Origin of the sequence: Paenibacillus andongensis (genome assembly GCF_025369935.1) — a bacterium.
Classification (GTDB): Bacteria; Bacillota; Bacilli; order Paenibacillales; family NBRC-103111; genus Paenibacillus_E; species Paenibacillus_E andongensis.
Window position 1 is genome coordinate 6789236 of sequence record NZ_CP104467.1, and the last position, 25591, is coordinate 6814826.

Below are 25591 nucleotides of genomic sequence, written 5' to 3' on the forward strand. Positions count from 1 at the left end.
ACAGATCCGCATTATGCATAATTTCCTATACAACAGCAAAAGACCATTAGCATAAAATAATGCTAATGGCCAATACGCTTACTTGTTGTATATTCTATACATAAGCACTGCTGTTTCTGCCCTCGTTGCATTCCCGAGCGGATTGATTCCGCTACCGTCCCCGTTGATAATTCCATTCCTGATTAGCGTAGATACGCTTTGTTTTGCATAGGATGCGATTTCCGATCTGTCCGCAAATCCGGAAAGATTGTCCTCCGATCCTGCTGCAATCTCTTTTTTCGCTTCCTTCAATGCGCGCTCAATCAGTACCATTATGTCTTGTCGGGTTATCTTGGAATTCGGACTGAATTCGTTCCCGCGAACCCCATTGGTAATTCCCAGTTTACGGGCAATCGCTACAGCTTCGGCATAGTAGGCATCAGAGCTGATATCTGCAAATTGGTCATCTGTCTTGGCAGTCAAACCAAGGGTATGAACCAAAAGTTGAACGAAATCGGCTCTTGTAATGTCTTCGCCAGGTTTAAAGATGTCGTTCGATGTACCCTGAATAACCCCTTTAGACACCATGACCTCGATTGCATTTTTTGCCCAGCTATATTCAGCTAGGTCACGGAAGGACTTTAGGACGTAAGCGACCGCATATTTACTGAAGTGCGTAGTCATGAAAGTTACTTTTCCGGTAGTGGAATCATATTTTCCAGTAGGGACTGCTGTTATTCCACCGTTTCCATCTACGTACCAGACCGTAATATGCTCCGGATTCGCAAGCTCTTCGATAGAAGGTGTATAAGGGATCGATACGAGTACCGGCGCATCCGGGTTGCTCCAAGCAACGGTTGACCCATTCACCTTTAAGTTAAGCTCAATGACCGGTTTGCTGCCGATAGATGCTTTGGTTTCTGCATCTAAGCTACTTGTATCTGCTTTCCCGATCGACAATGTAACGTCTGCCGAGCTCACTCCGGCAGAAGTAGCTAACATGTTGGAAGGTACAGCGACTGTGCCGATTTCTGTGGACACTACAACTTTTTTACCATCGTTTGCTGTCAAAACAGAGGCCGGCAAGTTGACCGCATAAAGATTTACTTCCGCTGTCTTCGGTACTTCAATCAGGGCAACCTCCGACTCTTTGAAGGCCTTGTTTAAGGCTAAGACATCCACAGTGACTTTGGCTGTTCCTGTCTCGACAACGGGAGTTTTTATTTTCACCATACCAGGGATATTACTGACAGGTGCTTCCGGTTCTTTGTGTGTATCAAGAGGTTCAGGCGGGTAAGATGTGCTTGTCACCGTTACGGTTAATGCTGCTGTCAATTTTCCGTCATCTGTTTTTGCTGTGATGGTTGCAGTTCCGCTCGAGACTCCGGTGACGGTTACGCTTGTTGTTCCGGTTGCCGCGTTATAGACCGCATTAGTCACAGTAGCCACATTAGAATCTGAAGAGGTGAAGCTTACCGTTTTGTTGGTTGCATTGTCTGGTCTCACGTTAGCCTTGAGAAGCACCGTGCCCCTGACTTCCAGCGTCGCTGCGGTTTTATCGAGAGTCACTCCAGTCACGGTTATCGTTGGCTGTTCCACTGTGATAAGACTAGTGGCCGTATAATCGCCATCCGCTGTTTTGGCCGTGATGGTTGCAGTTCCCCCCGAAATTCCGGTCACAATTACACTTGTTATTCCGGTTGCCGCGCTATAGACCGCATTCGTCACAGTAGCCACACCTGGTGCTGAAGAGGTAAAACGTACCGTCTTATTGGTTGCGTTGTTCGGTGTAATGACAGCCTCAAGAAGCGTCGTCCCTCCGACTCGCAGCGAAGCTGACGTTTGATTGAGCGATACTCCGGTTACGGCAATCCCCGCTTCAATCGGCAATTCCACCGTTATGGTGCTGGTGGCCGTATAGCTTCCGTCCTCTGTTGTGGCTCTGATGAGCGCGGTTCCAGTCGAGACTCCGGTAACAATGACACTTGTTGTTCCGGTGCCCGCGTTATAGACCGCATTCGTCACTGTAGCCACATTAGAATCTGAAGAGGTGAAGCTTACCTTCTTGTTGGTTGCGTTACCCGGCATAACAGTAGCCTCGAGAAGCATTGTCCCTCCAACTTGCAGCGGGGCTGCGGCTATATTGAGCGACACTCCGGATACAGGTACAGCGCTTGCTTGCTGAACCGTGATCTGAGCCATTGCAATTCTTCCACCATCCACCGTGGTTGCGGTAATCGTAGCAGCTCCGTTACCGATCGCGGTAACAATTCCCGTGCTGCTCACGATGGCGACCGATTCATTGCTGCTTGACCACAGGACGGTCTTGTTTCCTGCAAGGTCCGGAACAACGGTCGCAATCAGCCCAGCAGTTTGCCCGGGTTTTAAGGCTAGAGCCTGCTGATCCAGCATCACGTTAGCCACTTCACCAACCGCAGGTGTAACTTCTATCGGTAGTGTCCCATTGATTCTCGCCAACTCTTCTGCTGTGATCGGCAGCACCGTTCCATGCCTCGGTGTCGGTGTCGGCAAGCTGTAACCGCTGGAAACCGGGGTCCATATGCCGGAATCCAAATCAGTGGTGTAGAAAGGCTTGTAGCCCCCACCGGAGAAGTAATCGATAAACAGATACCATTTATTTTCTCCGTTTGCCTTGAATACCAGCGGTCCTTCTCCAGCTGGGATGCTCCCTTTTCCGATTCCTTCTTTAATCATGGTGAAGTTGCCGAAAATGGCGTTGCCTGATTCCTCGAATACCATCTTGCCGTTAGGCGCAGTGGTAGCGTTGTAATCACGCTCATCCTTGGTAAATCTGTAAATCTTCCCGTTGTTTTCAATCATCGTTGTATCAATAACCGAATAACCGGGGTTGTAATACTCTTGGGCTTCCGTAAAGGTATAAAAATCCCGCGTCTTCGCATACATAATTCTTTCGTTCGGACTTCCCGACTTTGTGGCATCACTGTAGATCTTCGATGCCCAGAATACGACATATTCTCCCGTCGTTTTGTCATAGAACGCTTCCGGTGCCCACGTATTTCCTGCCAAATCGGAAGATACCTTAACCAGCCTTTGGTTGGACCAGTGGGTCAGGTCCGTAGATTCCCAGATCAACAGGGAAGTGCTGCCCGTTGTTTGAGCCCGGGTCCAATCCCCGTTTTTATTAATATTCAGGTCTGTTGCGATCATGTAGAACTTATCACCATCCGGCGATCGAACAATAGAAGGATCTCTAACCCCTTTCTCACCCAAGTGAGAGGTAAACACAGGTTTGCCACTGTTCAAATTGTTCCAGTGAAGCGGATCATTCCCATTACTTGTTGCCAGGTAGAGCTGTTCACCATCTGTCGTGCCTTCTCCGATAAAGTAGGCAAACAGATAGCCTGCATCCTCCGGCTTGGCGGGCAGCACCTTGACATGAGCCAGAAACGCCTTCGTGAGAACTTCGTCATTCAACCGGAGTGTTGCCGTCAGCTTGATTTCCACATCACCGCTTCCCGATGCGGGACGTTTTACCTCACCGGTCTGTGTAACAACCGTAGAATCCTCTGAGGACCATGAAATCAAAGAGCCATAGTCACCTTTTACAGGCAAGGTCAGATTGTCGCGGACATCATTAATGTTATGCACCGTCAAGTTCTCTGCATCGTGTTTTAATTTCTCAGCATCTGCAAGCTGCTTAATGACGGTTACAGTAAAGGTTTTGGTTGCTGTTGCATGGCCATTACTGATTGTTGCAGTCAACGTTACCGTTGCGTTACCGGCGGCCGCTGCAGGACGTGTTACCTTACCTGTCTGACTATTGACCACAGCTTCATTGCTCGAAGTCCAGGTGATGGCACTTCCATACAAACCTCTGCTCGGGAGCGCCAAGTTGTCTTGTACAGCGCTGGTATCCCCGAGCGTCAGGTCCGTCTGATCGGTTATAAACATATCGCTCAACTTACTTCCATAGATCGCCTGAATTTCCGATGCATTCAATGCTCTTCTGTAAAGGCGGAAGTCGCTAACATTGCCTTTAAAATAGGGGTCGCCATAATTAGGCCACGGCTTACCGATAAAGTTGGCATTGGTCGGTTCCAGACTGCTCGGCTTTTTAGAAATCACATCGCTTTGTACGGCAACCCCGTCTACATACAAGGTGGCGGTATCTTTCAAGGAAGAATACGTCACCGCAACCTGCCTCCAAGAATTGACAGGAATCGAAGTGCTAGCTACACCACTCTCTCCGCTCCAATTCGTAGGCGTGATCGTGTATCTGAACTTGCCGCTCAGAGTCGGCGCGAAGAAGATATATCCATTGTTCGTGTTGCCGAATGTCGCCAACCATTGCGGCGCTGTTGCCGTTGCATCCATCTTCATGAAGGACGATATCGTTAAATCGTCAACCCCTTGAAGAAGGTTATTTGGCATTTGTACATATGCGCCATTGTAACCACCACTTAATTGAAGGGAGCTGCCTCCAATTCCTTGTCCCCAGGTTGCTCCGTTTTTAAGTACGCCGTCATTCCCATTCCCCGATGAGTCTATTGCAGAAGTACCACTGGTTTCATCCAGTTTGTACCAAAGTAACATTTCATTCTGTACCGTTACAGTAACTGGGTATGTCACACCTTTGTAAGTAACCGTAATAACTGCGGTCCCTTTATGGATCCCGGTCACCCTTCCAGAACCGTCTACTTCGGCAACATTCGAATCCGAGGATTCAAACGTTGCTGAACCCGTAACATCTTCCACGGATCCGTTCGGATGAGTTACAGTGACCTTCGTACTGTGTGTTTGGTTGAAAAATAACACATAAGCGCTGGAATCCAGCCCGACCACATCTCCCGCTTTCAAAACGGTTACCGAAATGGTCTTAGTGTCCGCCGCAGACCCTTTACTGATACTCGCTGTTAAATGAACGGTCGTATCTGCGTCTACCGGCCTGGTCACTTTGCCATCAATGGCTATCAGATCCGTACGACCGGAGCTCCATGTTATATTCACACCGGCTGCATAAGCAGTCGGAAGTGTCAAGTTGCTGACCACTGCCGAAGTATCGCCAAGATTCAACCCCTCTTTAACCGCTTGAACAGCCTCGCTGTCGGTCAGAGACTCGATCCAGACATTCTTGATTTCATCGGCAGATAAGGCACGGTTATATAAGCGGAAATCGGAGATCTGCCCTTTCAAATAGTGATCTGCAGGATAAGCAGGCTTGCCGATATAGTTGGCTATCGTCGCCTCCATATCCTTGGGAGACAGCGATACGTTCGCTCTTTCAGCAATCTTGTTCCCATCCTCATAGAAGGTCATGGTTGTGCCGGATAAGGTCACAGCAACATTTTTCCACACACCCTTTGAAATAGATGAACCCTTCGATACGTTTTGTTCCGCAGACCATCTGTCATTCGTGATGCTGACACGGGAATTGCCGCCTCCATCGGTCAGCATGCCAAAATATTTCGTACCGGGACCCGAAGCAGGGTCATCTGCTGAACCAAACGTAAAGATCCAGTAAGGATTGCTGATTGTTGGATCGATAAACACGTTCGTTGCCACGGTGATATCCGTTATATCAGATAGAATGCCATTTGGCAGCTGTACGAAGCCGCCCGTTCCGTTCAGCGTGACAGCACCACTGCCATTTTTCGCTGTTCCCCATGAGGCGCCTTCACTCAGTGTACCGGTATGACCGTTTCCGGTAGAATCGCCCACCGTAGTCCCGCTGCCCTCATTGAATTTGTACCAAAGCTTCGGACTTGTACCCACCGGAGGCGGAAGTGGTTTCACATAACGTACAGAAATCCAACCCACAGCGGGCTTGTCGGAGCCTGCCTTAACCAGTTTTACCTCAAGCTGGTCCGTGTCCACGTCTACAGTAAATTCCTTGATCTCCCGCTTGTCGCCAACTACATAATTTTGAAGTTTGAGGTCGTTTTGAACATAGATGTCCATCAATCGGGATGACGAGTTCCAAGGGTCGTCAAAACCCATTTGTACGGTATAAGTTCCGTGGGGAACTTCAAATTTATAACCGATTCCCTTCCCGTTATCATTTCCGTCATATTGGCGAATCGACAGATACGGGTCAGTTTCATCGCTCTTGGCCCACGTTTTTCCATCATCTGCAACATATCCCCAGGTTTTTCCGGCGATAGGGTCCACGCCAAAAATCTGATCGGGAACCGATTGTTTCACGCCGAGTGTAACTCCGTTTTGCACGGTCGTTGCCCCTGCATCAACAAAATAATAAAGATTAGGGTCCGCAGGCCCCACAGGAGTCGATGTTTGCACAGTGGATATGGCGCTGGACAAGTCCCCTCTAACGGTTGCCAACGCAAAATAATAGGGTGTGCCGTTCGTCAGGTTCTGGGCGGTATAATAGTTGACATTTCCCGGGACCGAAACATGATGGGAAAGGCTCCCTTGATCCGTGCCATAAGCAATGTCGTAAGAAGCATTAACAGTCTCATCAAAATACAGAGTAACCTTGGAATCCCCTTCAGCTACACGTTTGATAGCTGGTTGAACAGGAATGCCGTTATCATGCTGAACCGTGAGCCAACTGATTAGCGGCTTACTGTTGCCTTGCTTCGTGACCTTTACGTCAAGCTCTCCATCCGTAACGGAAATGCCTACTATCCGCTTCACGTCTTGGCCCGATCCAATCAAGTAGTTGGTAAGGACTTTCTGTCCCTCTACTTCAAGATCCATGACCCGGTCGGAACTATTCCATGGATCATCGAAACCCAGATCCAGATTATATAGACCGCTCGGCACTTCAAATCGATAGCTTAGGCCTTTACCATTTGTATTGCCATCGTACTGGCGAACGCTATTCCAGCGCTCCTCATTTTGGTTTGCCCAAGTTTGAGAATCATCGGCATCATAACCCCATTTGTATCCTGTGACAGGATCTTCCTGATAGGCTTGATCTTCCACGCTGTTCCGAACACCAAACTCCTCGCTTGTTTCCAATTTATCAGGGCTTGAATCTCCAGCATCTACATAATAAAGCAAATCCTTCTCTACCTTGATCCAACTGAGCATAGGCTTGGAGTTGGCCTTCTTGAGAACCTTCACTTCAAGCTGACCATTCGACACATTGATGGAGTCAAACTGCTTTACTTCCTGGCTATTGCCAATGACATAATCCGTTAACTTCGTTGTCCCATTAATAGTCAGATCCATCTTGCGGTTGCTATCATGCCATGGATCGAAAAATCCGACCGTAACTCGATAGGCCCCGTTGGGAAGATTGAATTTATAGGCAAGTCCGTTATTCAAGTCGTTCCCGTCATATTGCCGAATGGTCTCGAAATTGCCGCTGGCGTCAGTCCGGGCCCAAGTGGCATCACCGTCAGCTATATAGCCCCACGTATTCCCAGTAACCGGATCCACCCCGTAGGCTTGGTCCTCCACTCCGTTCAGGGCGCCAAAAGACTCTCCGTCTTCTAAAGTTGCCGAACTTCCGTCTCCAGCATCCACATAATAAAGCAGCTGTGGTTCCAGGATATCGCGAGGTGCACCTGATTTTACAGTTGATTCAGTCTGTATGCTGCCATTCGTGGCCACAACCTTAAAATAATAAACTTGATTATTGCTAAGTCCAGTTACCGCAGCGTTTCCTCCACTGACAGCCAATTGATTCTGCAAGTTATCGGATGTTGTGCCGTAATGTACCGTATAGGCGGTTGCCCCGTCGACTTCCGCATACTTCAGGTCAATCCGATGGTTGCCGATATGAACTGTGCTGATCTCCGGAGCTTTCATCGCACCATCTGCCCGGGTAACCTTTACATAGCTAAACTGCGCATTACTCCAGCTATGCAGTCCCACCATACCGCTGCTGTAAGTGGAATCCAGCACATCAAAGATCAGCTCGTCATCCAGATATGCCTGAATATGCGGACCATCCAAAACAACTTTTATCTGGTACAGTTGGTTAAGCTTTGCCGAAAAGGCTTTCGAATTGGTGATATTCGCGCCATTCTTCCGTAAGAACAGGGCATCGTTCTCAAATCCGAAGGCATAGGCATGACTATAGTCCGTACCGCGGAAAACCAATCCCCAATCGGCGCCTAACTCTGAATGTTTGGCTGTAACTGAGATGGTGCCATCTATCATTTTGACGTTTTTGACGGAAAGCTCTCCTTGGTTATCTCCTCCGGATTGATGCTTGAGCAAACCATTTTCCATATTCCATACACTGACGTCCTGATTATAGGAACTCATGGAGGAATTCTGGAAACCATCTTCCCACGTAACGGTTTCAGCTTGAGGCGTAGCTTGAACGTTGGCTGTTGGTTGCCCGATTCCCCCCACACCAACAGATGATACTCGGAAGGAATAGCTTTGGCCGTTGGTGAGATGATCAACAGTTGCATAATTCGTAGGGAGCTCCAAGATGGTTGGCGCCCCATTCTCCGTCGTCATCTCCAAAGAATACTGGGTGACACCTTGCACCTCGGGGAATTCAAGTTGAACTTTGCCGTCGCCTGGAATGGCAATCAACTTACTTGGTGGTTGTATCGTTGGAATGACCATCATTTCCGAAGACAAAGAGCTGTTGTCTACTCCGTCCTGTGCCTGGATCGCCACGTAATAAGGACTTCCGTTGGTTAGGCCTGAAAGGGTACCTTTATATATGCCATCTTGACCGGCGATTTCAACGGTTCCGTTGTATGTACCGCTGGATGTCCCCCACTTTGCCAGATAATGCGGAACATTGGGGTCACCGGAGAATTGAATGTCCACCCCTCCATCCGTAGGATTAGCGGAAACCTGTTGTGGCGGACTCAGCTTCGGCGTCACGGATACCGTGTCCGATGGAGAACTGTCACCGTAATGGTTCACGGCTATTACTGCCATATAATAGATCGAATTATTCTCCAGACCATGGAGCGTATAGTTTGAACCCGTTACGGGACCGGCTGTCATATTCATATTGTCCGGGGATGTACCGTAGACGATCTTATAGCTTTCAGCTTTTGGAACGTCGTTTATTTTGATTTCAGCTGCGTTATTCAAGGACTTGACCGAATCAACAGTCGGTTTTTCCGGTGCTTGATTATCCGCCGCATAGCTGCCGTCCAACGTAACAATAGACCTTGCAGGAATGGTATATTGGAAAGCACCGTTTGCATCGGCCGTTACCATGTCATGCCGAGCCAAACTTTCATTTGCGTTTGTCACATAAGGTGTAAGATGATATACTTTTTTTCCTTCCGGCAACTGATTCAGTTGAACGGTAACCGGCTTGTCCTCATTGGTGTAGTTCACAAAGACGGAAGTCAGTTTATTATTGCCCTCATGCAAATAAGACGACCCCATCAGCCCCTTGGGATCATTCTCCGCCAATCCGGTCATGGCTATCCGCTTAGCGCCCGGACGAATAAACTTACTATAGTTCCCGAGCGCCCATAACATTTTGGAAGTATAAATGGATTGCTCGTCTCCCGGCATACCATAATCCGTATAGATCAGACCATCTTTATAATCTCCTTTGGATACAGCCGTCCACCATTGCCAAGCGGATGCATTCGCAACAGATAGATCATAATGAATCGTACGCGCTATCAAAAGTGCAGGATCAATGCCCAGGTCCCTTCCGTTCCCCTGCATTTCCCCGACATCGCCCAAAATGCAATATTCACTCATCCAATTGGAGGAACCTGGCAAGGTGCTTTGAAGATTCTCCCACAGCAGCTTCCGCAATTCCCCTAAGCGGTCCCCATTCCGATCCGAAACGGTATCCGACCAATAGGAATGGGAAGCGATCTTGTTACTGATTTTGGAAGCTATTTCAGGGTTACCCAAAAGGTCCTTTATATATTCCCGGTACTTGCCTACATTTAATTTATTGCTTCCTCCCTGATATTGCAGTTTGTTATCGTTAGGGTTTTGGGAGGTAGCCATAAATTGCGCATATTTCGCATCATCAAGCAGAGATAGGATTTCGACGCCGTCCGGAGCACTTATTTTCGTCGTAATATTCTTATTCTGGAGCTCCGCATAGAGGCTATTTATAACATTAATGATATCCGTGTTGTTATAGCGGTTCGCCTCTTGACCGGCTCCATTCCAATCCCAAGTAGGTTCGTTTATGGGGCTAACATAATTAAAATGAATACCTGATTTGTCGAAATGATCCATAACATCCGCCAAAAACCCGGCAAACTTGCCCTCATAACCCGATTTAAGATTGGTAGAGCCTACTGAAGCATCCGGCTGTGCATGTCCGTTCTTGGTCATCCATACTGGCGGGCTGTTCACAAATCCAATTAGATCTTTAACACCTCTATCATTTGCAGCTTTCAAAAACCATTGCTGCCCCGCTTGCTTCGACCAATCATAAGCACTATTCTCATCTTTCTTAAAACTTTCCGCCCTTCTCCAAGGGATCGTAATGATACTTTCATCCGTAACGCTGGAACCAGCTCCAATGTTAAATCGCCAACTTGATAAGCCGATTCCCTTGTCCTGTGAAAATAATAAATCGGCAATCCTCTCTTTATTGCTTTCAGACCATTCCTTTCCAATCGGATCCATAGACCACGCGTCTGAAGCGCCAAAGTTATCAATAGTTTGAAAAGTTGAACTTGCATTGATGTTCACTAAAGTCCTGTTAACATCGGCAGCGTGCGTTACTGTCGATGCAATAGGACTGACCGCTACCAGAACGGAAGTGATCATTGACAGGGTGCGTTTTAACATCTTTAGCCTCCTTCAAATCTCTTTATAGCTTCGTTATGAAACCCATTTCATTGGTTCTTGATTTCTGATTATTAGCCAATATGAATAGTATAAAATTGGATGAAATCGCTTTCATTAAAATAAATATCCAAATTTATAACAAAACTTTGCTTTTTACGAACTGCAACCAAATAAAAAAGCCGTGAATATTAACTGAATTCACAGCTTTTTTCCTTCAATATTTCACTGATTTCTTATACATTTCACAAAGACTACCGACATTCTGCTTCATAATCCCCTCACAATCAGGTTCTGATGCAAGTGTTGTTACTGTAAGAACAGCTACACCCGATAAGCCCGCATCGCCTTTCGCAGCTCACGCCAGGAGGGACGCTTGCCATACATCAAAACACCTGTACGATAGATCTTAGCAGCAAGCCAAGCCATAGCACCGATTGATCCCAATTGAATGGCTATGGAGAGCCATATCTGCCAGATAGGCGGACTACTCATTCCGATACGCAGGAACATGATAAGCGGTGAAAAGAACGGTACGAACGACATCGTAACAACGAATCCGGCATTCGGGTTATTCAGTCCGAACATGGCGATCATGAAGGCTGCCACGATGAGCAGGGTGACTGGCATAATAGCCTGACCCACCTCTTCTGTACGGCTCACAAGCGAACCTACAGCCGCAAAAACCGTTGCATAGATGAAGAACCCTAGGAGATAGAAGATTAAGAAATAAACGATCAATGATATTTGTAGATCGGACCAGTTAAGGTGCAGCTCCGAAATTAGTTTGCTGCTGCCAGATAAGCTTAAATTGATTGCGCCCACCACAATCATCAGCGCTATTTGCGATAGAGCGAGCAGGCAGATTCCGATGATTTTGCCAAACATCTGCTTGAGCGGCGATACACTAGTGATAAGCAGCTCCATCACACGAGAGCTTTTCTCCGATGTAATTTCCATCGCAACCATGTTGCCAAAACCGATTACCCCCATGTAAAGCATGAATAGCATGACATACACAAGTGCATAGGACATCACCATTTGTGATTCCGTTTTACCAGACGAAGCCTTGTCATTGGTTGAAATTTGCACCGTCTCTAAGGAAACAGGCGCTTGAATATTGGCCTTTTGTTCGGCTGCTAGACCTGCTCCCTGCAGGGCCGCGTCTGTTTTAATAAGCTGAAGAGCGGTCTGAAGCTTGCCTTTTAACGAAAATTCCATCGTTCCTTCGGATTTATACACCATTTTCGGAAAACCGGCTGTAACGGCATCTGTAAATTCCAAATAGCCCTTGATCTTTTTATCAGCGATCTGCTGCTTACCTAAGGCTTCATTCGCTGCCGTACTCCCCGCATCCCGAAGTGGAATAATGACAATATCCGGATTGGGTTGATTATTATAAAATGCTGCTAGCTTACCGGCAAGCTCCGTTTGTTTGCCCTCGAAGACTCCAATTTTCGTTGCTTCATGGGAGGAAAGTTTATCAATGATTGCAGGCAAATGAATCATAATGGATAATAGCAAAATCAGAATCACACTCATCACACGAAACGATTTGGACCGAAAACGGGTCATGAAAGTGAATTGAATAACGGTCATGATTCTATTCATGTGTTCTCCCCACCTTCTGGATAAAGATTTCATTTAACGTTGGTTCCATCAACTGAAACCGATATACATTGGACTGCTTCATGGCATGTCTGAGAATATCCTGCGCCGCCGATGCTTCGTTAATACGGAGTTCATACCCAGTCAGATGCTTTTCAACCGCAGTAACGCCTTGAAGTTTCTCCAAACCTTCAATCGGATTCTCGGTCTCTAGTATGATTCTCTCTTTGGGGAACGTTGCTTTAATATCCTTCAAGCTGCCTTGCACAAGCGTATTGGAACGATGCAGAATGCAAATATGCTCGCACAGCTCCTCCACATGATCCATACGATGACTGGAAAAAAGTATTGTCTTTCCCTCGTCGCGTAAGCTTTTCACTGTTGTTTTCAGCAGCTCCACATTCACAGGGTCGAGCCCGGTAAAGGCTTCATCCAGAATGAGTATTTCCGGGTTATGTATGACCGCAGCGATGAATTGGATCTTCTGCTGGTTTCCCTTGGAAAGCTCCTCCACCTTCTTGTTGTAGTATTCGGGGACGTCAAATCGCTCCAACCAAAGCTTCAAATTTGCATCCGCTTGTTTACGGGAAAGACCACGCAGCTCTCCTAAATAGATGATCTGATCGCTAACTTTGACCTTCGGATACAAACCTCGCTCTTCTGGCAAATAGCCCATCAGCTGCCTCAGCTCTTCTCGATAACCTTGACCCTTCCACTTTATGCTTCCATGGTCCGGGTAGATAAGACCTAATACCATCCGCATCGTCGTTGTCTTCCCAGCTCCATTAGCCCCAAGCAACCCATATATTTCTCCCTGCTTTACTCGGAGCTGGATGTCATTCACTGCCGTTTTCTCCCCGTATTGCTTCGTAACATGATCAACGATCAAAGGATATGTCACCTTAAAGCCACCTTCCTTAGATAACGTGTTTATTTGTTCATAAGTAAGTTTACCACAGGATTTGGAAAAAAACGGAACAAAAAAAGCCGAATGCTGTGAGCATAACTCACACATTCAGCTTCTCTTACAAGCCAAAAATCGCATCAATCACTGGCTTCGTCGTCCCACCGGGATACATCAAATACAGCAAAACATACACCAAGACGCCAGTAGGCGCTGTAAGCAGCCATACAATCGCGGCGACTCGTCCGATTTTTTTATGTTTTAGAAATTTGTTTTTGTAAGCAAACCATAATGTGATTAGACCTAGCACTCCACCCACCGTTGCCAGCGTAATATGGAAGAACAAGAATAAGTGATACGGCAGCTTCAGACTCTCAGGCCCGCCAAATGCCGTATTTCCTTCAAACAAGGTACGGGACATGTAAATGATGAAAAACGCCAGTGCGAAGATTGCTCCAAGAACCATCAGCTTTTGATGCGTTTCCCGATTCCCTTTTACAATATGATACCAGCCGAAACCAACAAATATAGCACTGATAACGATAAACATCGTAGAAATAGTTGGTAAAATGTGCATCTCCATAAATCCTTTCTAAGCGCGATTCCAGTTCCCGCCTTGATTATTCAAGTTCTCTTGTGTCTCAATAAGTTCTATATCGTCATCTTCCTTACGCTCTCTACGGTACCATCTGAAGAAAATATAGGCAAGTGTTGCACCATATACGACTTCTTGAATGATTTTCATAAGAACACCGCCGAGTTGTTGGTCATCCAGCGGAGACAAATGAGCAAAAGGCACAGTAACGTTCGAGTACATTTCATAAATGATCGAATCAGCAAATATAATAAGCGCGCAGGCAGGTGTCAACAACATCCCATTACCGAAAATATACGCCAATTTCTTCAGGTCATTCAGACGATTCAACTCCGGAAGTGGACAAAATACAGGAAACCACATCATGAACGCTGTAAACAGAAGCACTGTATGATAACTTACAAGTAACACATCATTCTTCATCAAACCGTCCATAATAAAAGGCATGTGATAGATGGAGAATAGCATATTGAACAAAAATAGCGCAATCAGCGGACGTGTGAAAAATGAAAATGTGCCGCGGAAGACTCGATTTTGCATGAAAAAACGGAGCACCCAAGCAGGCGTACCTAGCCATATAAATATAGGAACAATTAAATAAAGAATCGTTTGCTGCAGCATATGCGCGCTGAACAAATAATGATGACCGATGTAGTTAATCGGACTCCCTTGTCCTATGTAGAACAGGGCAAGCCCCGTATAGAAACATAGCTTCTGCTTATCCGAAACTGGCTCGGCATCTGCGAAATTCCCATTCCCCTTAGCGACAAATCGACTATAGACATATCCGACAACGACGACCACCAATAGTATAACAGGATTCCACAAATCGAAAAATCCACCAATTTGGCTCATAGCTAATCTATATCTCCTTTCAACTAAAAAAAGAGGAGGCACTTTGTCTAGACAAAGTTGCCTCTTCCTGCTTTCTTACCACCATACCCAATATACTGCCATAATAACACCGGTGAGAGCAACAATTGCTCCACCCCCGATAAAAATGAGCGGGAATAAGTGTCCTCTTTCTTTGGCATGCATCCAGAACAGAAGCTGGACAACAGCCTGCACAATAGCCAAAGTAACGATGAAGATTAAAATAAAGGAACGATCCAAGTCTCCGTAAAGAACGACAGCGAATGCCAACATCGTAAGAAGAATCGAGATAATGTAAGACAAGTAGTGATTCAGTGGTGATTCATGCTTAACTCGTTTGCTAGGTGCGTGTGTATCATGAGAATTGCTGCTCATCTTAATGACCCACCTTCCCCATCAGATAAACGACTGTGAAGATAAATACCCAGACTAAGTCAATAAAGTGCCAATACAAAGCTGCTACATAAAACTTAGGTGCTGTAACAACCGTAAGACCTTTTTTGAGTCCTTGCAAAATCAACAGTGTAATCCAGCAAACACCGAACGCTACGTGAGCTCCATGGAACCCAACTAACGTATAGAACGAAGTTGAGAAAGCACTTGTTGTGAACTTGTGACCTTCGTGTACATATTCGAAAAACTCGTAAATCTCCATACCCAAGAAAGAAAGACCAAACAATACAGTAATTAATAACCAGAACAACAATTGTCCTAGCTTTTGCTTGTGCATCGCAATGATCGCGAACACACTCGTTAAGCTACTTGTTAAGAGAATGAATGTTGACCAACCCACTGTTTTGAGTTTGAAAAGTTCATCCGCTGTAGGACCGTCTGGAACAGAGTTCCGAAGTGCGATGTAGGTTGCGAATAGACAACCGAACAACACAACTTCAGCACCGAGGAATAACCAAAATCCGAGAACTTTATTTTTCCCTTCGAGGGTAGCCGTTTCCGGATTAGCAGGCAGTGCGCCCGTATGATGAGTACTCATGCCTTTACCCCCTTGTCGTCTTCAAGCTCTTCCGGTTCAATATGCCAACCATGATCGTCGTATACCGAACGTAAGAACATCGCAATAAATGTAACTATGATACCCGCGGCAGCTACATAGTAGTTTCGGTACATAAAACCAAAACCTGCAATGAACAAACCAGCGGACATAACAAGCGGTAAGATAGATGCGGAAGGCATATGAATCGAACCTACAGGTTCTGCCGGAGTCATCTCTTTATTACCAGCCATTTTTTCTTTCCAAAGTGCATCTAATCCGCGAACAAGCGGCGTTTGTTTAAAGTTATATTCAGGTGCAGGAGAAGGAATCGCCCACTCCAATGTACGTCCATCCCATGGATCTGCTGGAGCCGTAATTGGTTTTCTTTGTGTTGCAATAATGTTGATCAGGAATACCAATGTACCGATGCCCATCAAGAACGCGCCTACAGTTGAAACCAAGTTACCTACTTCGAGTTCATGTCCGGGTTGGTACGTAAAGACACGACGCGGCATTCCCATTAGTCCCAAGAAATGCTGAGGGAAGAATGTCAGATGGAAGCCAATGAAGAACAACCAGAAATGCAGTTTACCCATTCCTTCGTTCAACATACGTCCAAACATTTTTGGCCACCAGTAGTAAAGGCCCGCGAACAAACCAAGCACTAGACCACCAACGATAACATAGTGAAAGTGTGCGACAACGAAATACGTATCATGATATTGGAAGTCAGCAGCTGGAATCGCAAGCATAACCCCTGTTGTTCCACCCATTACGAACGTTGGGATAAAGGCTGTAGCGAAAATATTCGCTGTTGTGAAGCGAATTTGTCCACCCCAAAGTGTGAATAACCAGTTAAAGATCTTAACGCCAGTTGGAACGGCAATCGCCATAGTAGCAATCGCGAAGATGGAGTTGGCAACTGGGCCTAAACCTGCTGTAAACATATGGTGAACCCAAACCATGAAGCCTAGGAAACCAATTAATACTGTTGCAAATACCATGGAGCTGTAACCGAAAAGACGTTTCTTCGAGAAAGTCGAAACGATCTCAGAAATGATACCGAAAGCTGGAAGAATCAAAATATAAACTTCGGGATGCCCGAAAATCCAGAATAAATGCTCCCATAGTACATTGTTACCGCCTCTGGCTGCATCGAAGAAAGCACCGCCAAAGATACGGTCAAACATAAGTTCAACAAGGGCAACCGTAATCGCAGGGAATGCAAGAACGATCAAACCAGAAGTAATGAAAGCAGACCATGTGAACATCGGCATACGCATATACGTAAGACCCGGTGCACGCATGTTGATAATCGTAACAAGGAAGTTAATACCCCCGATTAGAGTACCGATACCAGCAATTTGTAGCCCTAGTACATAGAAATCAGTACCTTGCAGGTTGTTTTGAAGGGTTTGTCCCCAACTGCTATCCGTTATGGAGGATAATGGAGCATACCCTGTCCAACCAGCATCAGGTGCGCCGCCTAAGAACCAACTTGTGTTCATCAGTACGCCACCTGCGATGAACAACCACAGACCAAGTGCATTAACGAAAGGGAACGCAACGTCCCTTGCACCAATTTGTAGAGGAACGATGGCATTCATGAATGCGAAGATAACCGGCATAGCCGCAAAGAAAATCATCGTTGTTCCGTGCATCGTTGTTAATTGGTTAAATGCATCGCCGATAAAAATGTGTTGATCGGGATAAGCGAGTTGAATCCGAATCAAGATGGCTTCAAGTCCTCCTACGAGGAAGAAGAAACCGCCCGCTATTAAGTACAGGATACCGATTTTCTTGTGATCGACTGTTGTAAGCCAATCCATCAGACCGGTATGTTTTTTTACTGGATGAGAGTGAGCCAACGTATTAACCTCCTTTACCTGAGAAGTTTATTTCAAAGTCTGTAAGTACTGAACAATATCTTTAATTTGAGCGTCATCAAGCTTACCGCCTGCTTCTTTACCAAAAGCCGGCATTTTATTGCCCGGTTTTTGTTCTTGCGGATTATGTATCCACAACGCCATTTTCTCAGGAGTGTGTTCCAGTATACCAGCAAGTGTATCACGATCTGCGAAACCTTTGAGGTTAGGAGCAACACCAGGACCGTTCGCATTAACAGCGTGACAAGACATACAATTTTCTTTGAAAAGCTCTTCACCTTTTTGTGCAGTTGCCGGCACAGTAACAGGAGCTTTCATTTTAGCTACCCATGCGTTGAAATCGGCTTCGCTTTTGGATGTTACAGTGAAGTTCATTAAAGCGTGTGAAGCTCCACAAAGCTCCGTACATCTTCCTTGGAAGGTTGCGATTTCGTCCGCTTGAAGGTAAAGCGTATTATGGATACCTGGATTTGTATCTACTTTCCCACCTAGGGATGGTACCCAGAAGGCATGAGCCACGTCTGCTGAAACAAGATCGAAGGCAATAATTTTATCCTTAGGTACAACAAGCTCTTGAGCTGTAGCGATGCCTAAATCGGGATATTCAAACTGCCACCAAAATTGATGTGCAGTTACTTTGACATGAACCGCAGCTTTGTCCTTATTGTAATTCGTTGAATGCTTAAATGTGTAGGTGACTGTTGGTACCGCAAGTACTAACAGTAAGAGAATCGGAATGACTGTCCAGATAATCTCAAGCACATGGCTGCCTTCAACTTGTTTAGGTATGCTAGTGTCACCTTTACGTTTACGGAAACGAATTAGCACATACACATAAATTGCAAATACGACAATTACGACAAAAACCATGATAAAGAGACTTAATTTCATTAAATTAAGCTGCTCGGTAGCCACAGGACCTTTTGGCACTAAAGCAGACAAGGTTGGGTCTCCACACCCGGTTAGCAAGAACGTCATTGCCGCTAAAAGGGGCACCAGACGCCATAACTTTTTCAATCGACTCATTGTATCAACCCCACTTTTAAAACAATATTTTTACCACGAAGGCCATGCCCATGTCAATTCACTTTATTAACTATAAATTCGTGAAAAGTTTTTGTCAATCGCTGGAGGGAAGTTCACAAATTGTTCTTAAACCGCTCTGTAGCGATATATTTTCCCTCCATGGTTATTTCCATACACCCGCCTCTTTATGCATAAAAGCCTTTATTTGAGATCACGAATAAAAGCGCAGAAACATCCCATCCTATAAACATTACAACGTATATGGGAGGTCTCTTTTGATGCTCAGGAAGTTAGGTTTTCCGATTTGTGGAATGATATTCCTCCTGCTGACATTATCCGGTTGTGCAGAGAAAGGAAGAGAATATGGAAAAAGTCCCGACCACACGAATTTTGGCGCCCCTGTCGAAAAAACAGAGGAAACCGAAAGAGCTTATCAAACTCAACAGCTCTATGGTCCAGTTACACATAACAATGCAAAGCTGGAATACAGCCAATTTCTTTCCAATCAACTACATGCTATGAATGGGGTAAATACAGCCATCGTAATGACTACGGATCAGAATGCCTACGTCGCTCTAATGATTGACAGCAGTGCTGTAGGTACCAAGGGTTACGCCAGAGAGACGAATAACCAGGGGACTACCAAAGGCTTTTATAACGATAACGCGCCATTCAATGACACGATGCCGTCCAATGATTTGAACAATGGCCATAATAGTTATGAAACTGCCGTGCATCACGATATGCTTTCACATCGATTCAAACAAGCCATGGCTGAGAAAATTCGTACGCTTCAGCCTAACATCATGGATGTATATATTTCGGCGAACCGTGATTTCCTTAATAAAATGAATAACTACGCCCAAGAAAGCTGGAAGGGCCACTCTCTTATGCCTTTATTAACGGATTTCAATCAAACGGTTACGCGGGTTTTCGGTACAGCTCAAGTTTTGCCTGAACACTAAGAAGAAGTGTAGTAGAGAAAATTCCTTCTATATAAAGTAGTATTTGCTGCTTGTTGGTCGGCTCCTGTTTTCATTTGTCTAGCATTCCTGTACAATGAGGGAATCGTCTTTAACAAGAAGAGACTCTGGTCTATGACCAAAGTCCCTATATTAGCAGGAAAAAGGGAGCTGGCCAATTTACCATGTCAAATGGATTTGCCTCATTAGGAATTAGAGAAAGTCTTGTTCACGTATTGCAATCTGGAGGAGTCGTAGAACCGACCCCCATTCAAAAAGAAGCGATTCCTGTTTTATTAAAAGGTACAGATGTTATCGCACAGGCACAAACTGGTACTGGTAAAACCCTTGCCTTTGTACTTCCTATATTAGAAACAATTGATGTAGAAAGCCCAGATGTCCAAGCCCTTATTTTGACACCGACACGTGAACTAGCTATTCAAATTAGCAATGAGTTGAAAAGCCTTGTCCCAGTTACAGGAGCAAAGGTTCTGGCCGCATATGGCGGGCAAGATGTAGAAAAGCAGCTTAGAAAGCTGCAAGGTAACATACATATAGTAGTAGGAACACCGGGAAGATTGCTCGATCACCTTCGCCGCGGTTCTATCAACTTCTATAAGTTGAAAATACTCGTATTAGATGAAGCCGATCAAATGCTGCATATGGGCTTCCTTCATGAAGTGAAGGATATCATTGCCCAAACGTCCCCTTATCGTCAAACGCTTCTCTTCTCTGCAACTATGCCTGAACAGGTCGTAAACCTATCCAAAGCCTATATGAAAGAAGCTAAGGAAATCAAAATTCAAAGTAAACAAGTGACTTTGGCTGAAATTAAACAAGTCCTTGTTCCAACGACAGATCGAGATAAGCAAGATGCTTTGATCGCAGCTATTAAAGAATATAAGCCCTACCTTGCGATGATTTTCTGTCGGACCAAAGCTAAGGCTATAGCGCTCAATGAAGTTTTGCAGGAAATCGGCTTAATGTCGGATGAGCTTCACGGTGATTTGTCTCAAGCGAAGCGAGAACAAGTCATGAAGCGTTTCAGAGACGGGCGAATCGAACTTTTGGTTGCAACGGATATCGCAGCTCGCGGTTTGGATGTTGAAGGCGTCACTCATATTTTCAATTATGATGTCCCGCAAGATGCCGAGAGCTACATTCACCGTATTGGCCGAACTGGCCGTGCTGGGGAATCAGGTGTAGCTGTGACTTTTGCTACGCAGCGAGATATGCCTACCATTGAATTAATCGAAAAAGGAATTAAGATGTCTTTAAGAAGTCCAGAACAGCAGCAAAGACGTGTTCGTTCGAACTCTGAGGAATATGTAGACACAGATGGCAGAGGTTCCGCACGCAGAAGCAGCGGCGGGTCATCACGCGGGGGCCGTAATGAAAGAAACGGTGCAACTGGCGGACGCAGCGGAAGATCCGGCGCTCGCGAAGCTAGCCGTGGCGGTCGAGACAACGTTCAATATGGAACAAGAAGCTCGTCCTCTAGAGGCGATAAATTCGGTTCGCGTACCGCTGCAACGGGAAGTTCACGTACGGGCTCACGTCCTGAGAAGGTTAACTCGGAACGCAATCCGAATACATGGGGACGCGCTGAGAGTAAAGAGCGCCCGGCAGCAACGAATGCTGGTCCAGGTCGCGGTGACAACATGAACGCAGCTAAAGCACGCGTCACCAAGTCCTGGAGCGGCGGAAACGCAGCTGAACGAGCGCCGCGCGCTGAAGGTACTGAGCGCAGACGTTCTGCTCCTCATGGCGATAAGTCTTACTCGCCATATAACAAGTATGCCGGCACAGGGCGTGATGACGCAGCGAGCGCGTCGCGTACGATTCGCGGCGGCAAAGGCCGTGGCGACAGTGCGGAGCGCGGAGCTCGCGGTGCAGCAGCACCGCGGGGCGAGGGCTTTGGAGCACGCGGCGGAGCGCCGCGTGGTGAGGGCTTTGGTGCACGTGGCGGGGCACCTCGGGGCGGGCAAGCTGGCGGCGAACGCGGCCAGACACGCGGACGCGGCGACAGTGCCGAGCGTGGAGCTCGCGGCAGCGCACCTCGCGGTGACAGCTTTGGAGCACGTGGCGGAGCGCCACGGGGCGACAGATCAAGCTCACCGCGCGGTGGGCAATCAGGCGGTTCCCGCGGCAACGCACCACGCGGCGGTGGCCGTGGCGGAAAGCGCTAGGAAAAAAGCGCTTTCCAAGCAAGGCTTTACCGAATAACCCGAACGATGTAAAATATAAATACGGTTGCAAGTGATCCTACTGATCAAAAATCGTTTCATACCGTTGCACGCACGTAGGATTTACCCCCCACAATTCCCATTAAGGAGGTATGTTCCATGTACGCATTAAAGGACAAGGAAATGATTTTTGTATTCACCGGTCCTCACGGTGCTGGTCGTAAGACGGTCGCGGAAATGTCAGGCTCTACGCTCGGCATGAAGCAGGTCATCTCTTACACCACCAGACCTCCGAAGGCTACCGAAGAAGATGGTCAAGATTATCACTTTATCTCTCCGGCCGAGTTTGTTAAAGCACAAGCTGCTGGTGAATTCATTGAGGTTAGTACAGTTAATGACCATTTGTATGGCATCAAAAGTGCAGATATTGAACACATGTTCGAAATTAGCGGAAGCATTTATTTAATTTTGAACCGCTTTGGCGCCGAAACCCTCAAAAAGATTTACGGAGATCACGTAGTCCTTATCTTCATTCATGCCGGTCGGGATAAACTTGAACAACGGATGAAAGAAAGCGGAGATTCCGAGGAAATGATTTCGAAGTATCTTTCTTATTATGAAGAAGAATTAGCTTTCCGTGACCAATGTGATCATGTATTTGAGAATGTTGATTTAGCGCACACCGTGTTTGATTTGACGAAAACGTTGGATCAGTACTTAAATCGCAATTTAGTTGATTTAGATTAAACGGCAGTGAATGCCTATAACAGGCCTGGACGGAACTTCGTCCGGGTCTTTTCACGTAACAATTAGCGGCTGCGATGCCTTCATTAAGGAGTTGTCCACTTTGAAAATTATATCTATTGAACCTACACCTAGCCCGAATTCAATGAAGCTCAATATGGATGAGTCGCTACCTACTGGTGTACGAAAAACCTATACAAAAGAAAACAGCAAGCAAGCACCTGAAAATATGGGGCAATTGCTGGCTGTTCAAGGCGTGATTAGTGTGTTCCATGCAGCGGACTTCATTGCCGTAGACCGCACCTCTAAGGGGGACTGGCAGTTCATTCTGGCCAGAGCCCGTGAGATTTTTGGCGAAGCGCAGCCATCTGCCGACGGAGGCCTGCCGACGGAACAGCAGCCAACAGCTGAAGCCGCATTCGGTGAGGCACAAGTCCTCGTGCAGATGTTTCGTGGCATTCCGCTCCAGGTGAGGGTTCGCGCCGGCACAGAGGAAGTGCGCGTAGGAATGCCGCAGCGCTTCACTGAGGCGGCCGTTCGCGCAGGTACGGCATCGCCGAACCTGATTAAGGAGCGGAAGCTCGAGGAGCTCGGCGTACGCTACGGCGAGCTCGGGGACATCGCGGGCGAAGTCGTCCAGGAGCTCGACGCTTCTTACGACGACGCCCGCGTCGAAAGCTTGGTCTCCCTCGCGATGCGGGAGACCTCGGAAGAAGCCCCCGCGGAGGAATCCGCGGAGGTTGAAGATGCTAGCGCAGCAAGTGCGCAGCTGCGGCACAGCGACTGGAAGCTGCGCTACGCCGCGCTTCAGAAGATCCAGCCGTCGCTTGAGACGCTGCCGCTTCTCGTCCATGCCCTGCAGGACGAGAACACGTCGATTCGGCGACTGGCAACCGTATATCTCGGGGATATCAAGGAACCCGAGGTACTGCCCTTCCTGTATCGCGCCCTTGAGGACGATACACCTTCCGTTCGGCGGACTGCTGGCGATACGCTGTCCGATCTCGGTGACCCTGCCGCCATGCCAGCCATGGCGAAGGCGCTCAAAGATCGCAACAAGCTAGTCCGCTGGCGCGCGGCGCGCTTCTTGTACGAAGTCGGAGACAACACCGTGCTGAGTGCCCTGCACGAAGCTGTCGACGACCCTGAATTCGAGGTGCGCATGCAGGTGAAAATCGCACTCGAGCGCATCGAAGGCGGGCACGCCGCCGAAGGCTCTGTATGGCAGCAAATGACCCGTAGGAACGAATAATGTTCGGTGGAAATAGTCTGTTGTACACCGTACAACTTGCCTTTCTAATTCTCCATTGGTTTAAAAAAAACACGGAGGCCCATCCAATTTTGGATGCCCTCCGTGCTTTTTTACATATAAGTGGGACAAAGACCTAACGCTTACCAAACTGCTCAAAATATAAAATCCGCTCCAAAATCGTTGGATGCGAGCCGCGGAACCACTGAACCAGCTTCGGTTGTGTGACGGGGCTGAGATTTTCTTTGGCAATGTGTTGAAAGGCGCGGATCGCGGCGCTGCCGTCTCCCGTCATTTTCATAGCATAGGCATCAGCGCGATGCTCGATGGCTCTTGAGAACGCATTTTGCGCTGGCGCCGAGGCGAAACTCATTAGGGTCACAATCAGCAGCAAGATCGGCAGCGCTGCTAAATCGTTTTCCTCTTGTATTCCCCAAATTGAACCCCAACGCCGAATAAACCAACGATAAGCATGAAACGCAAGCCAGAAACCGATAAAACTTAATGCGATTCCATAAGCAATCCCTAGATAGATATGCCGCTCGGCATAATGTCCCATTTCATGGGCCATCACGGTCAAAATCTCATCAGGCTGCAGCTTCTTCAGTATCGTATCCCAAAGTACAATACGAGCGTTCCCTCCAATGCCATTCACATAGGCATTAATTGTATGAGTCCGCTCAGACATATTGACTTCATAGACTTGATCCGCAGGGATCTCTGACCGCGCAGCAAGCTGAAGAATTTGTGCCTTTAGCTCTTGATTTTGGAGCGGCCTAAAATCGTGATACAGCGGGTCCAGCACAACGGGCTGGATGAAGGTGACGAACAAAATAAGCGGAATAGATACCAGCCAGAACCAGAGCCACCAGCGGTTAGGACTCCATTTTAGCACCCCTCTGAAAATCCATACGATAACTGTCGTACCCAAGACATTAACCAGAAAATCTTTGCCATAATCACTCCAGAACAAAGCTAGTGTTTCCGTGGACAACCCATAAACCTGGTCGATTTTGAACAGGAAATAATCAATCGGCAGCAAGAGCACGTCCATAAGCAAGGTAAATAAAAGCACAAAAGCAACCATCTGCAAGAAAGAGCCTCGGAACAACTTTTCCACTATATGGCGAAACCTTACTGCAATTCCGAGCAGGGCCAGCAGGACCCCCATCTGTAATGGAGTGCTTAGGAAATAAGTTAGCGACCGTATGCGCGACAAGGACTCTGCCTTCGTAATTTCTTGTGTGGTCATAAACGTATGCGGGTCAGCACTGGTTCCAATAAGTTCAAGCGGGATTTTGAATAATTCCCCTTTTAAGAAATAAACGATTAGGGTTAACGCATACACGCTAAAAGTTACGACCAGAGCTATATAGAAACGCTTCATTTCATACCTCCACGACCAACTTCGTTCAAGTTAATTAATAACCAATCTGGTGTAAAGTCTCTAGACAGGAGCCACACCTGGGTGAAATGACCATTCGGCAGTACCAGATTACGCTTCCGGCCAAGTATATCGGACATCCCAAACAGAAGGGATAGATTACGAATTAGCAGCATGCAGGGATAATCATGAGAGTAATCTTTTAATTTATGCTCCTTACTTTGAATGCGGTCATTAATGACCTGAATAAACGTATCAATTCCTTCGGCGCTGGGCTTAGTCAACTGAGATCGCGACAGCATAAGCCGAGCTTCCTCGGTATCGTAGAACAGATGGGTGACTTCTAACCCTACTTGATGATTTCTGGCATCCTCAAGCAGCGCGTCAGGCTTCTCTTGCTGCTGAACCATACGCAATGGAACCTCATTATTTACATTGTATAAATCTAGAAAAATATCAATTGCGGTTTGTTCCAACGCCTTTTTCTGATCCTCGTGTTTATTCAT

15 protein-coding genes are annotated in these 25591 nt (G+C 46.8%); 4 read left to right on the plus strand and 11 right to left on the minus strand.

Annotated features, from left to right (window positions below; all coding sequences use genetic code 11):
- Window positions 1-78: 78 nt before the first annotated feature.
- The 9 genes from NYR53_RS30345 to coxB form a co-directional block, all read right to left on the minus strand.
- Window positions 79-10680 carry a glycoside hydrolase gene (locus NYR53_RS30345; RefSeq protein ID WP_261302757.1) on the minus strand — a complete coding sequence of 3534 codons (10602 nt, stop codon included), beginning with the start codon at window positions 10678-10680 and terminating at the stop codon, window positions 79-81.
- A 321-nt stretch (window positions 10681-11001) separates the two neighbouring features.
- Complete coding sequence (locus NYR53_RS30350; protein WP_261302758.1) at window positions 11002-12288, minus strand: ABC transporter permease; 1287 nt, start codon at window positions 12286-12288, stop codon at window positions 11002-11004.
- The gene (locus tag NYR53_RS30355; RefSeq protein WP_261302759.1) at window positions 12281-13186 is read right to left on the minus strand and encodes an ABC transporter ATP-binding protein; all 906 of its coding nucleotides are present in this window, start codon (window positions 13184-13186) and stop codon (window positions 12281-12283) included. The genes NYR53_RS30350 and NYR53_RS30355 overlap by 8 nt, the downstream gene beginning before the upstream one ends.
- A 124-nt stretch (window positions 13187-13310) precedes the next feature.
- Window positions 13311-13772 carry a DUF420 domain-containing protein gene (locus tag NYR53_RS30360; RefSeq protein WP_261302760.1) on the minus strand — a complete coding sequence of 154 codons (462 nt, stop codon included), beginning with the start codon at window positions 13770-13772 and terminating at the stop codon, window positions 13311-13313.
- A 9-nt stretch (window positions 13773-13781) separates the two neighbouring features.
- Window positions 13782-14639: a cytochrome c oxidase assembly protein gene (locus tag NYR53_RS30365; RefSeq protein ID WP_261302761.1), complete on the minus strand. Its 858-nt coding sequence runs from the start codon at window positions 14637-14639 to the stop codon at window positions 13782-13784.
- 75 nt (window positions 14640-14714) lie between these two features.
- Window positions 14715-15032, minus strand: a complete 318-nt coding sequence (locus NYR53_RS30370; protein ID WP_261302762.1) for a cytochrome C oxidase subunit IV family protein — start codon at window positions 15030-15032, stop codon at window positions 14715-14717.
- Between the two features lies 1 nt (window position 15033).
- Window positions 15034-15648, minus strand: a complete 615-nt coding sequence (locus NYR53_RS30375) for a cytochrome (ubi)quinol oxidase subunit III (protein WP_261302763.1) — start codon at window positions 15646-15648, stop codon at window positions 15034-15036.
- Window positions 15645-17477 carry a cytochrome c oxidase subunit I gene (gene ctaD / locus NYR53_RS30380; protein ID WP_437180205.1) on the minus strand — a complete coding sequence of 611 codons (1833 nt, stop codon included), beginning with the start codon at window positions 17475-17477 and terminating at the stop codon, window positions 15645-15647. Before ctaD ends, NYR53_RS30375 begins: the two co-directional genes overlap by 4 nt.
- Before the next feature lie 66 nt (window positions 17478-17543).
- Window positions 17544-18560 carry a cytochrome c oxidase subunit II gene (gene coxB / locus NYR53_RS30385; RefSeq protein ID WP_261302765.1) on the minus strand — a complete coding sequence of 339 codons (1017 nt, stop codon included), beginning with the start codon at window positions 18558-18560 and terminating at the stop codon, window positions 17544-17546.
- A gap of 278 nt (window positions 18561-18838) precedes the next feature.
- Between coxB and NYR53_RS30390 the strand changes: the two genes are divergently transcribed.
- The 4 genes from NYR53_RS30390 to NYR53_RS30405 all read left to right on the plus strand — a co-directional run bounded on the left by NYR53_RS30390 (window position 18839) and on the right by NYR53_RS30405 (window position 23704).
- Complete coding sequence (locus NYR53_RS30390; protein ID WP_261302766.1) at window positions 18839-19525, plus strand: hypothetical protein; 687 nt, start codon at window positions 18839-18841, stop codon at window positions 19523-19525.
- Between the two features lie 182 nt (window positions 19526-19707).
- On the plus strand, window positions 19708-21711 hold the full coding sequence (locus tag NYR53_RS30395) for a DEAD/DEAH box helicase (RefSeq protein ID WP_261302767.1): 2004 nt from the start codon (window positions 19708-19710) through the stop codon (window positions 21709-21711).
- A 156-nt stretch (window positions 21712-21867) separates the two neighbouring features.
- A complete protein-coding gene (locus tag NYR53_RS30400; protein ID WP_261302768.1) occupies window positions 21868-22455 on the plus strand; it encodes a guanylate kinase in 588 nt (195 codons plus the stop codon).
- Window positions 22456-22555: 100 nt separating this feature from the next.
- Window positions 22556-23704 carry a conserved virulence factor C family protein gene (locus tag NYR53_RS30405; RefSeq protein WP_261302769.1) on the plus strand — a complete coding sequence of 383 codons (1149 nt, stop codon included), beginning with the start codon at window positions 22556-22558 and terminating at the stop codon, window positions 23702-23704.
- Between the two features lie 133 nt (window positions 23705-23837).
- Here NYR53_RS30405 and NYR53_RS30410 read toward each other — a convergent pair whose 3' ends face one another.
- Both NYR53_RS30410 and NYR53_RS30415 read right to left on the minus strand, forming a co-directional pair.
- Window positions 23838-25088: a M48 family metallopeptidase gene (locus NYR53_RS30410; RefSeq protein ID WP_261302770.1), complete on the minus strand. Its 1251-nt coding sequence runs from the start codon at window positions 25086-25088 to the stop codon at window positions 23838-23840.
- The gene (locus tag NYR53_RS30415) at window positions 25085-25591 is read right to left on the minus strand and encodes a hypothetical protein (RefSeq protein ID WP_261302771.1); all 507 of its coding nucleotides are present in this window, start codon (window positions 25589-25591) and stop codon (window positions 25085-25087) included. Before NYR53_RS30415 ends, NYR53_RS30410 begins: the two co-directional genes overlap by 4 nt.

What these genes read in the sequence shown, in the direction of transcription:
- NYR53_RS30345 (WP_261302757.1), bottom strand. Translation starts at nt 10,680, where the DNA reads ATGTTAAAACGCACCCTGTCAATGATCACTTCCGTTCTGGTAGCGGTC.
- NYR53_RS30350 (WP_261302758.1), bottom strand. Translation starts at nt 12,288, where the DNA reads ATGAATAGAATCATGACCGTTATTCAATTCACTTTCATGACCCGTTTT.
- NYR53_RS30360 (WP_261302760.1), bottom strand. Translation starts at nt 13,772, where the DNA reads ATGGAGATGCACATTTTACCAACTATTTCTACGATGTTTATCGTTATC.
- NYR53_RS30365 (WP_261302761.1), bottom strand. Translation starts at nt 14,639, where the DNA reads ATGAGCCAAATTGGTGGATTTTTCGATTTGTGGAATCCTGTTATACTA.
- NYR53_RS30370 (WP_261302762.1), bottom strand. Translation starts at nt 15,032, where the DNA reads ATGAGCAGCAATTCTCATGATACACACGCACCTAGCAAACGAGTTAAG.
- NYR53_RS30375 (WP_261302763.1), bottom strand. Translation starts at nt 15,648, where the DNA reads ATGAGTACTCATCATACGGGCGCACTGCCTGCTAATCCGGAAACGGCT.
- ctaD (WP_437180205.1), bottom strand. Translation starts at nt 17,477, where the DNA reads ATGGATTGGCTTACAACAGTCGATCACAAGAAAATCGGTATCCTGTAC.
- coxB (WP_261302765.1), bottom strand. Translation starts at nt 18,560, where the DNA reads ATGAGTCGATTGAAAAAGTTATGGCGTCTGGTGCCCCTTTTAGCGGCA.
- NYR53_RS30390 (WP_261302766.1), top strand. Translation starts at nt 18,839, where the DNA reads ATGCTCAGGAAGTTAGGTTTTCCGATTTGTGGAATGATATTCCTCCTG.
- NYR53_RS30395 (WP_261302767.1), top strand. Translation starts at nt 19,708, where the DNA reads ATGTCAAATGGATTTGCCTCATTAGGAATTAGAGAAAGTCTTGTTCAC.
- NYR53_RS30400 (WP_261302768.1), top strand. Translation starts at nt 21,868, where the DNA reads ATGTACGCATTAAAGGACAAGGAAATGATTTTTGTATTCACCGGTCCT.
- NYR53_RS30410 (WP_261302770.1), bottom strand. Translation starts at nt 25,088, where the DNA reads ATGAAGCGTTTCTATATAGCTCTGGTCGTAACTTTTAGCGTGTATGCG.
- NYR53_RS30415 (WP_261302771.1), bottom strand. Translation starts at nt 25,591, where the DNA reads ATGAATAAACACGAGGATCAGAAAAAGGCGTTGGAACAAACCGCAATT.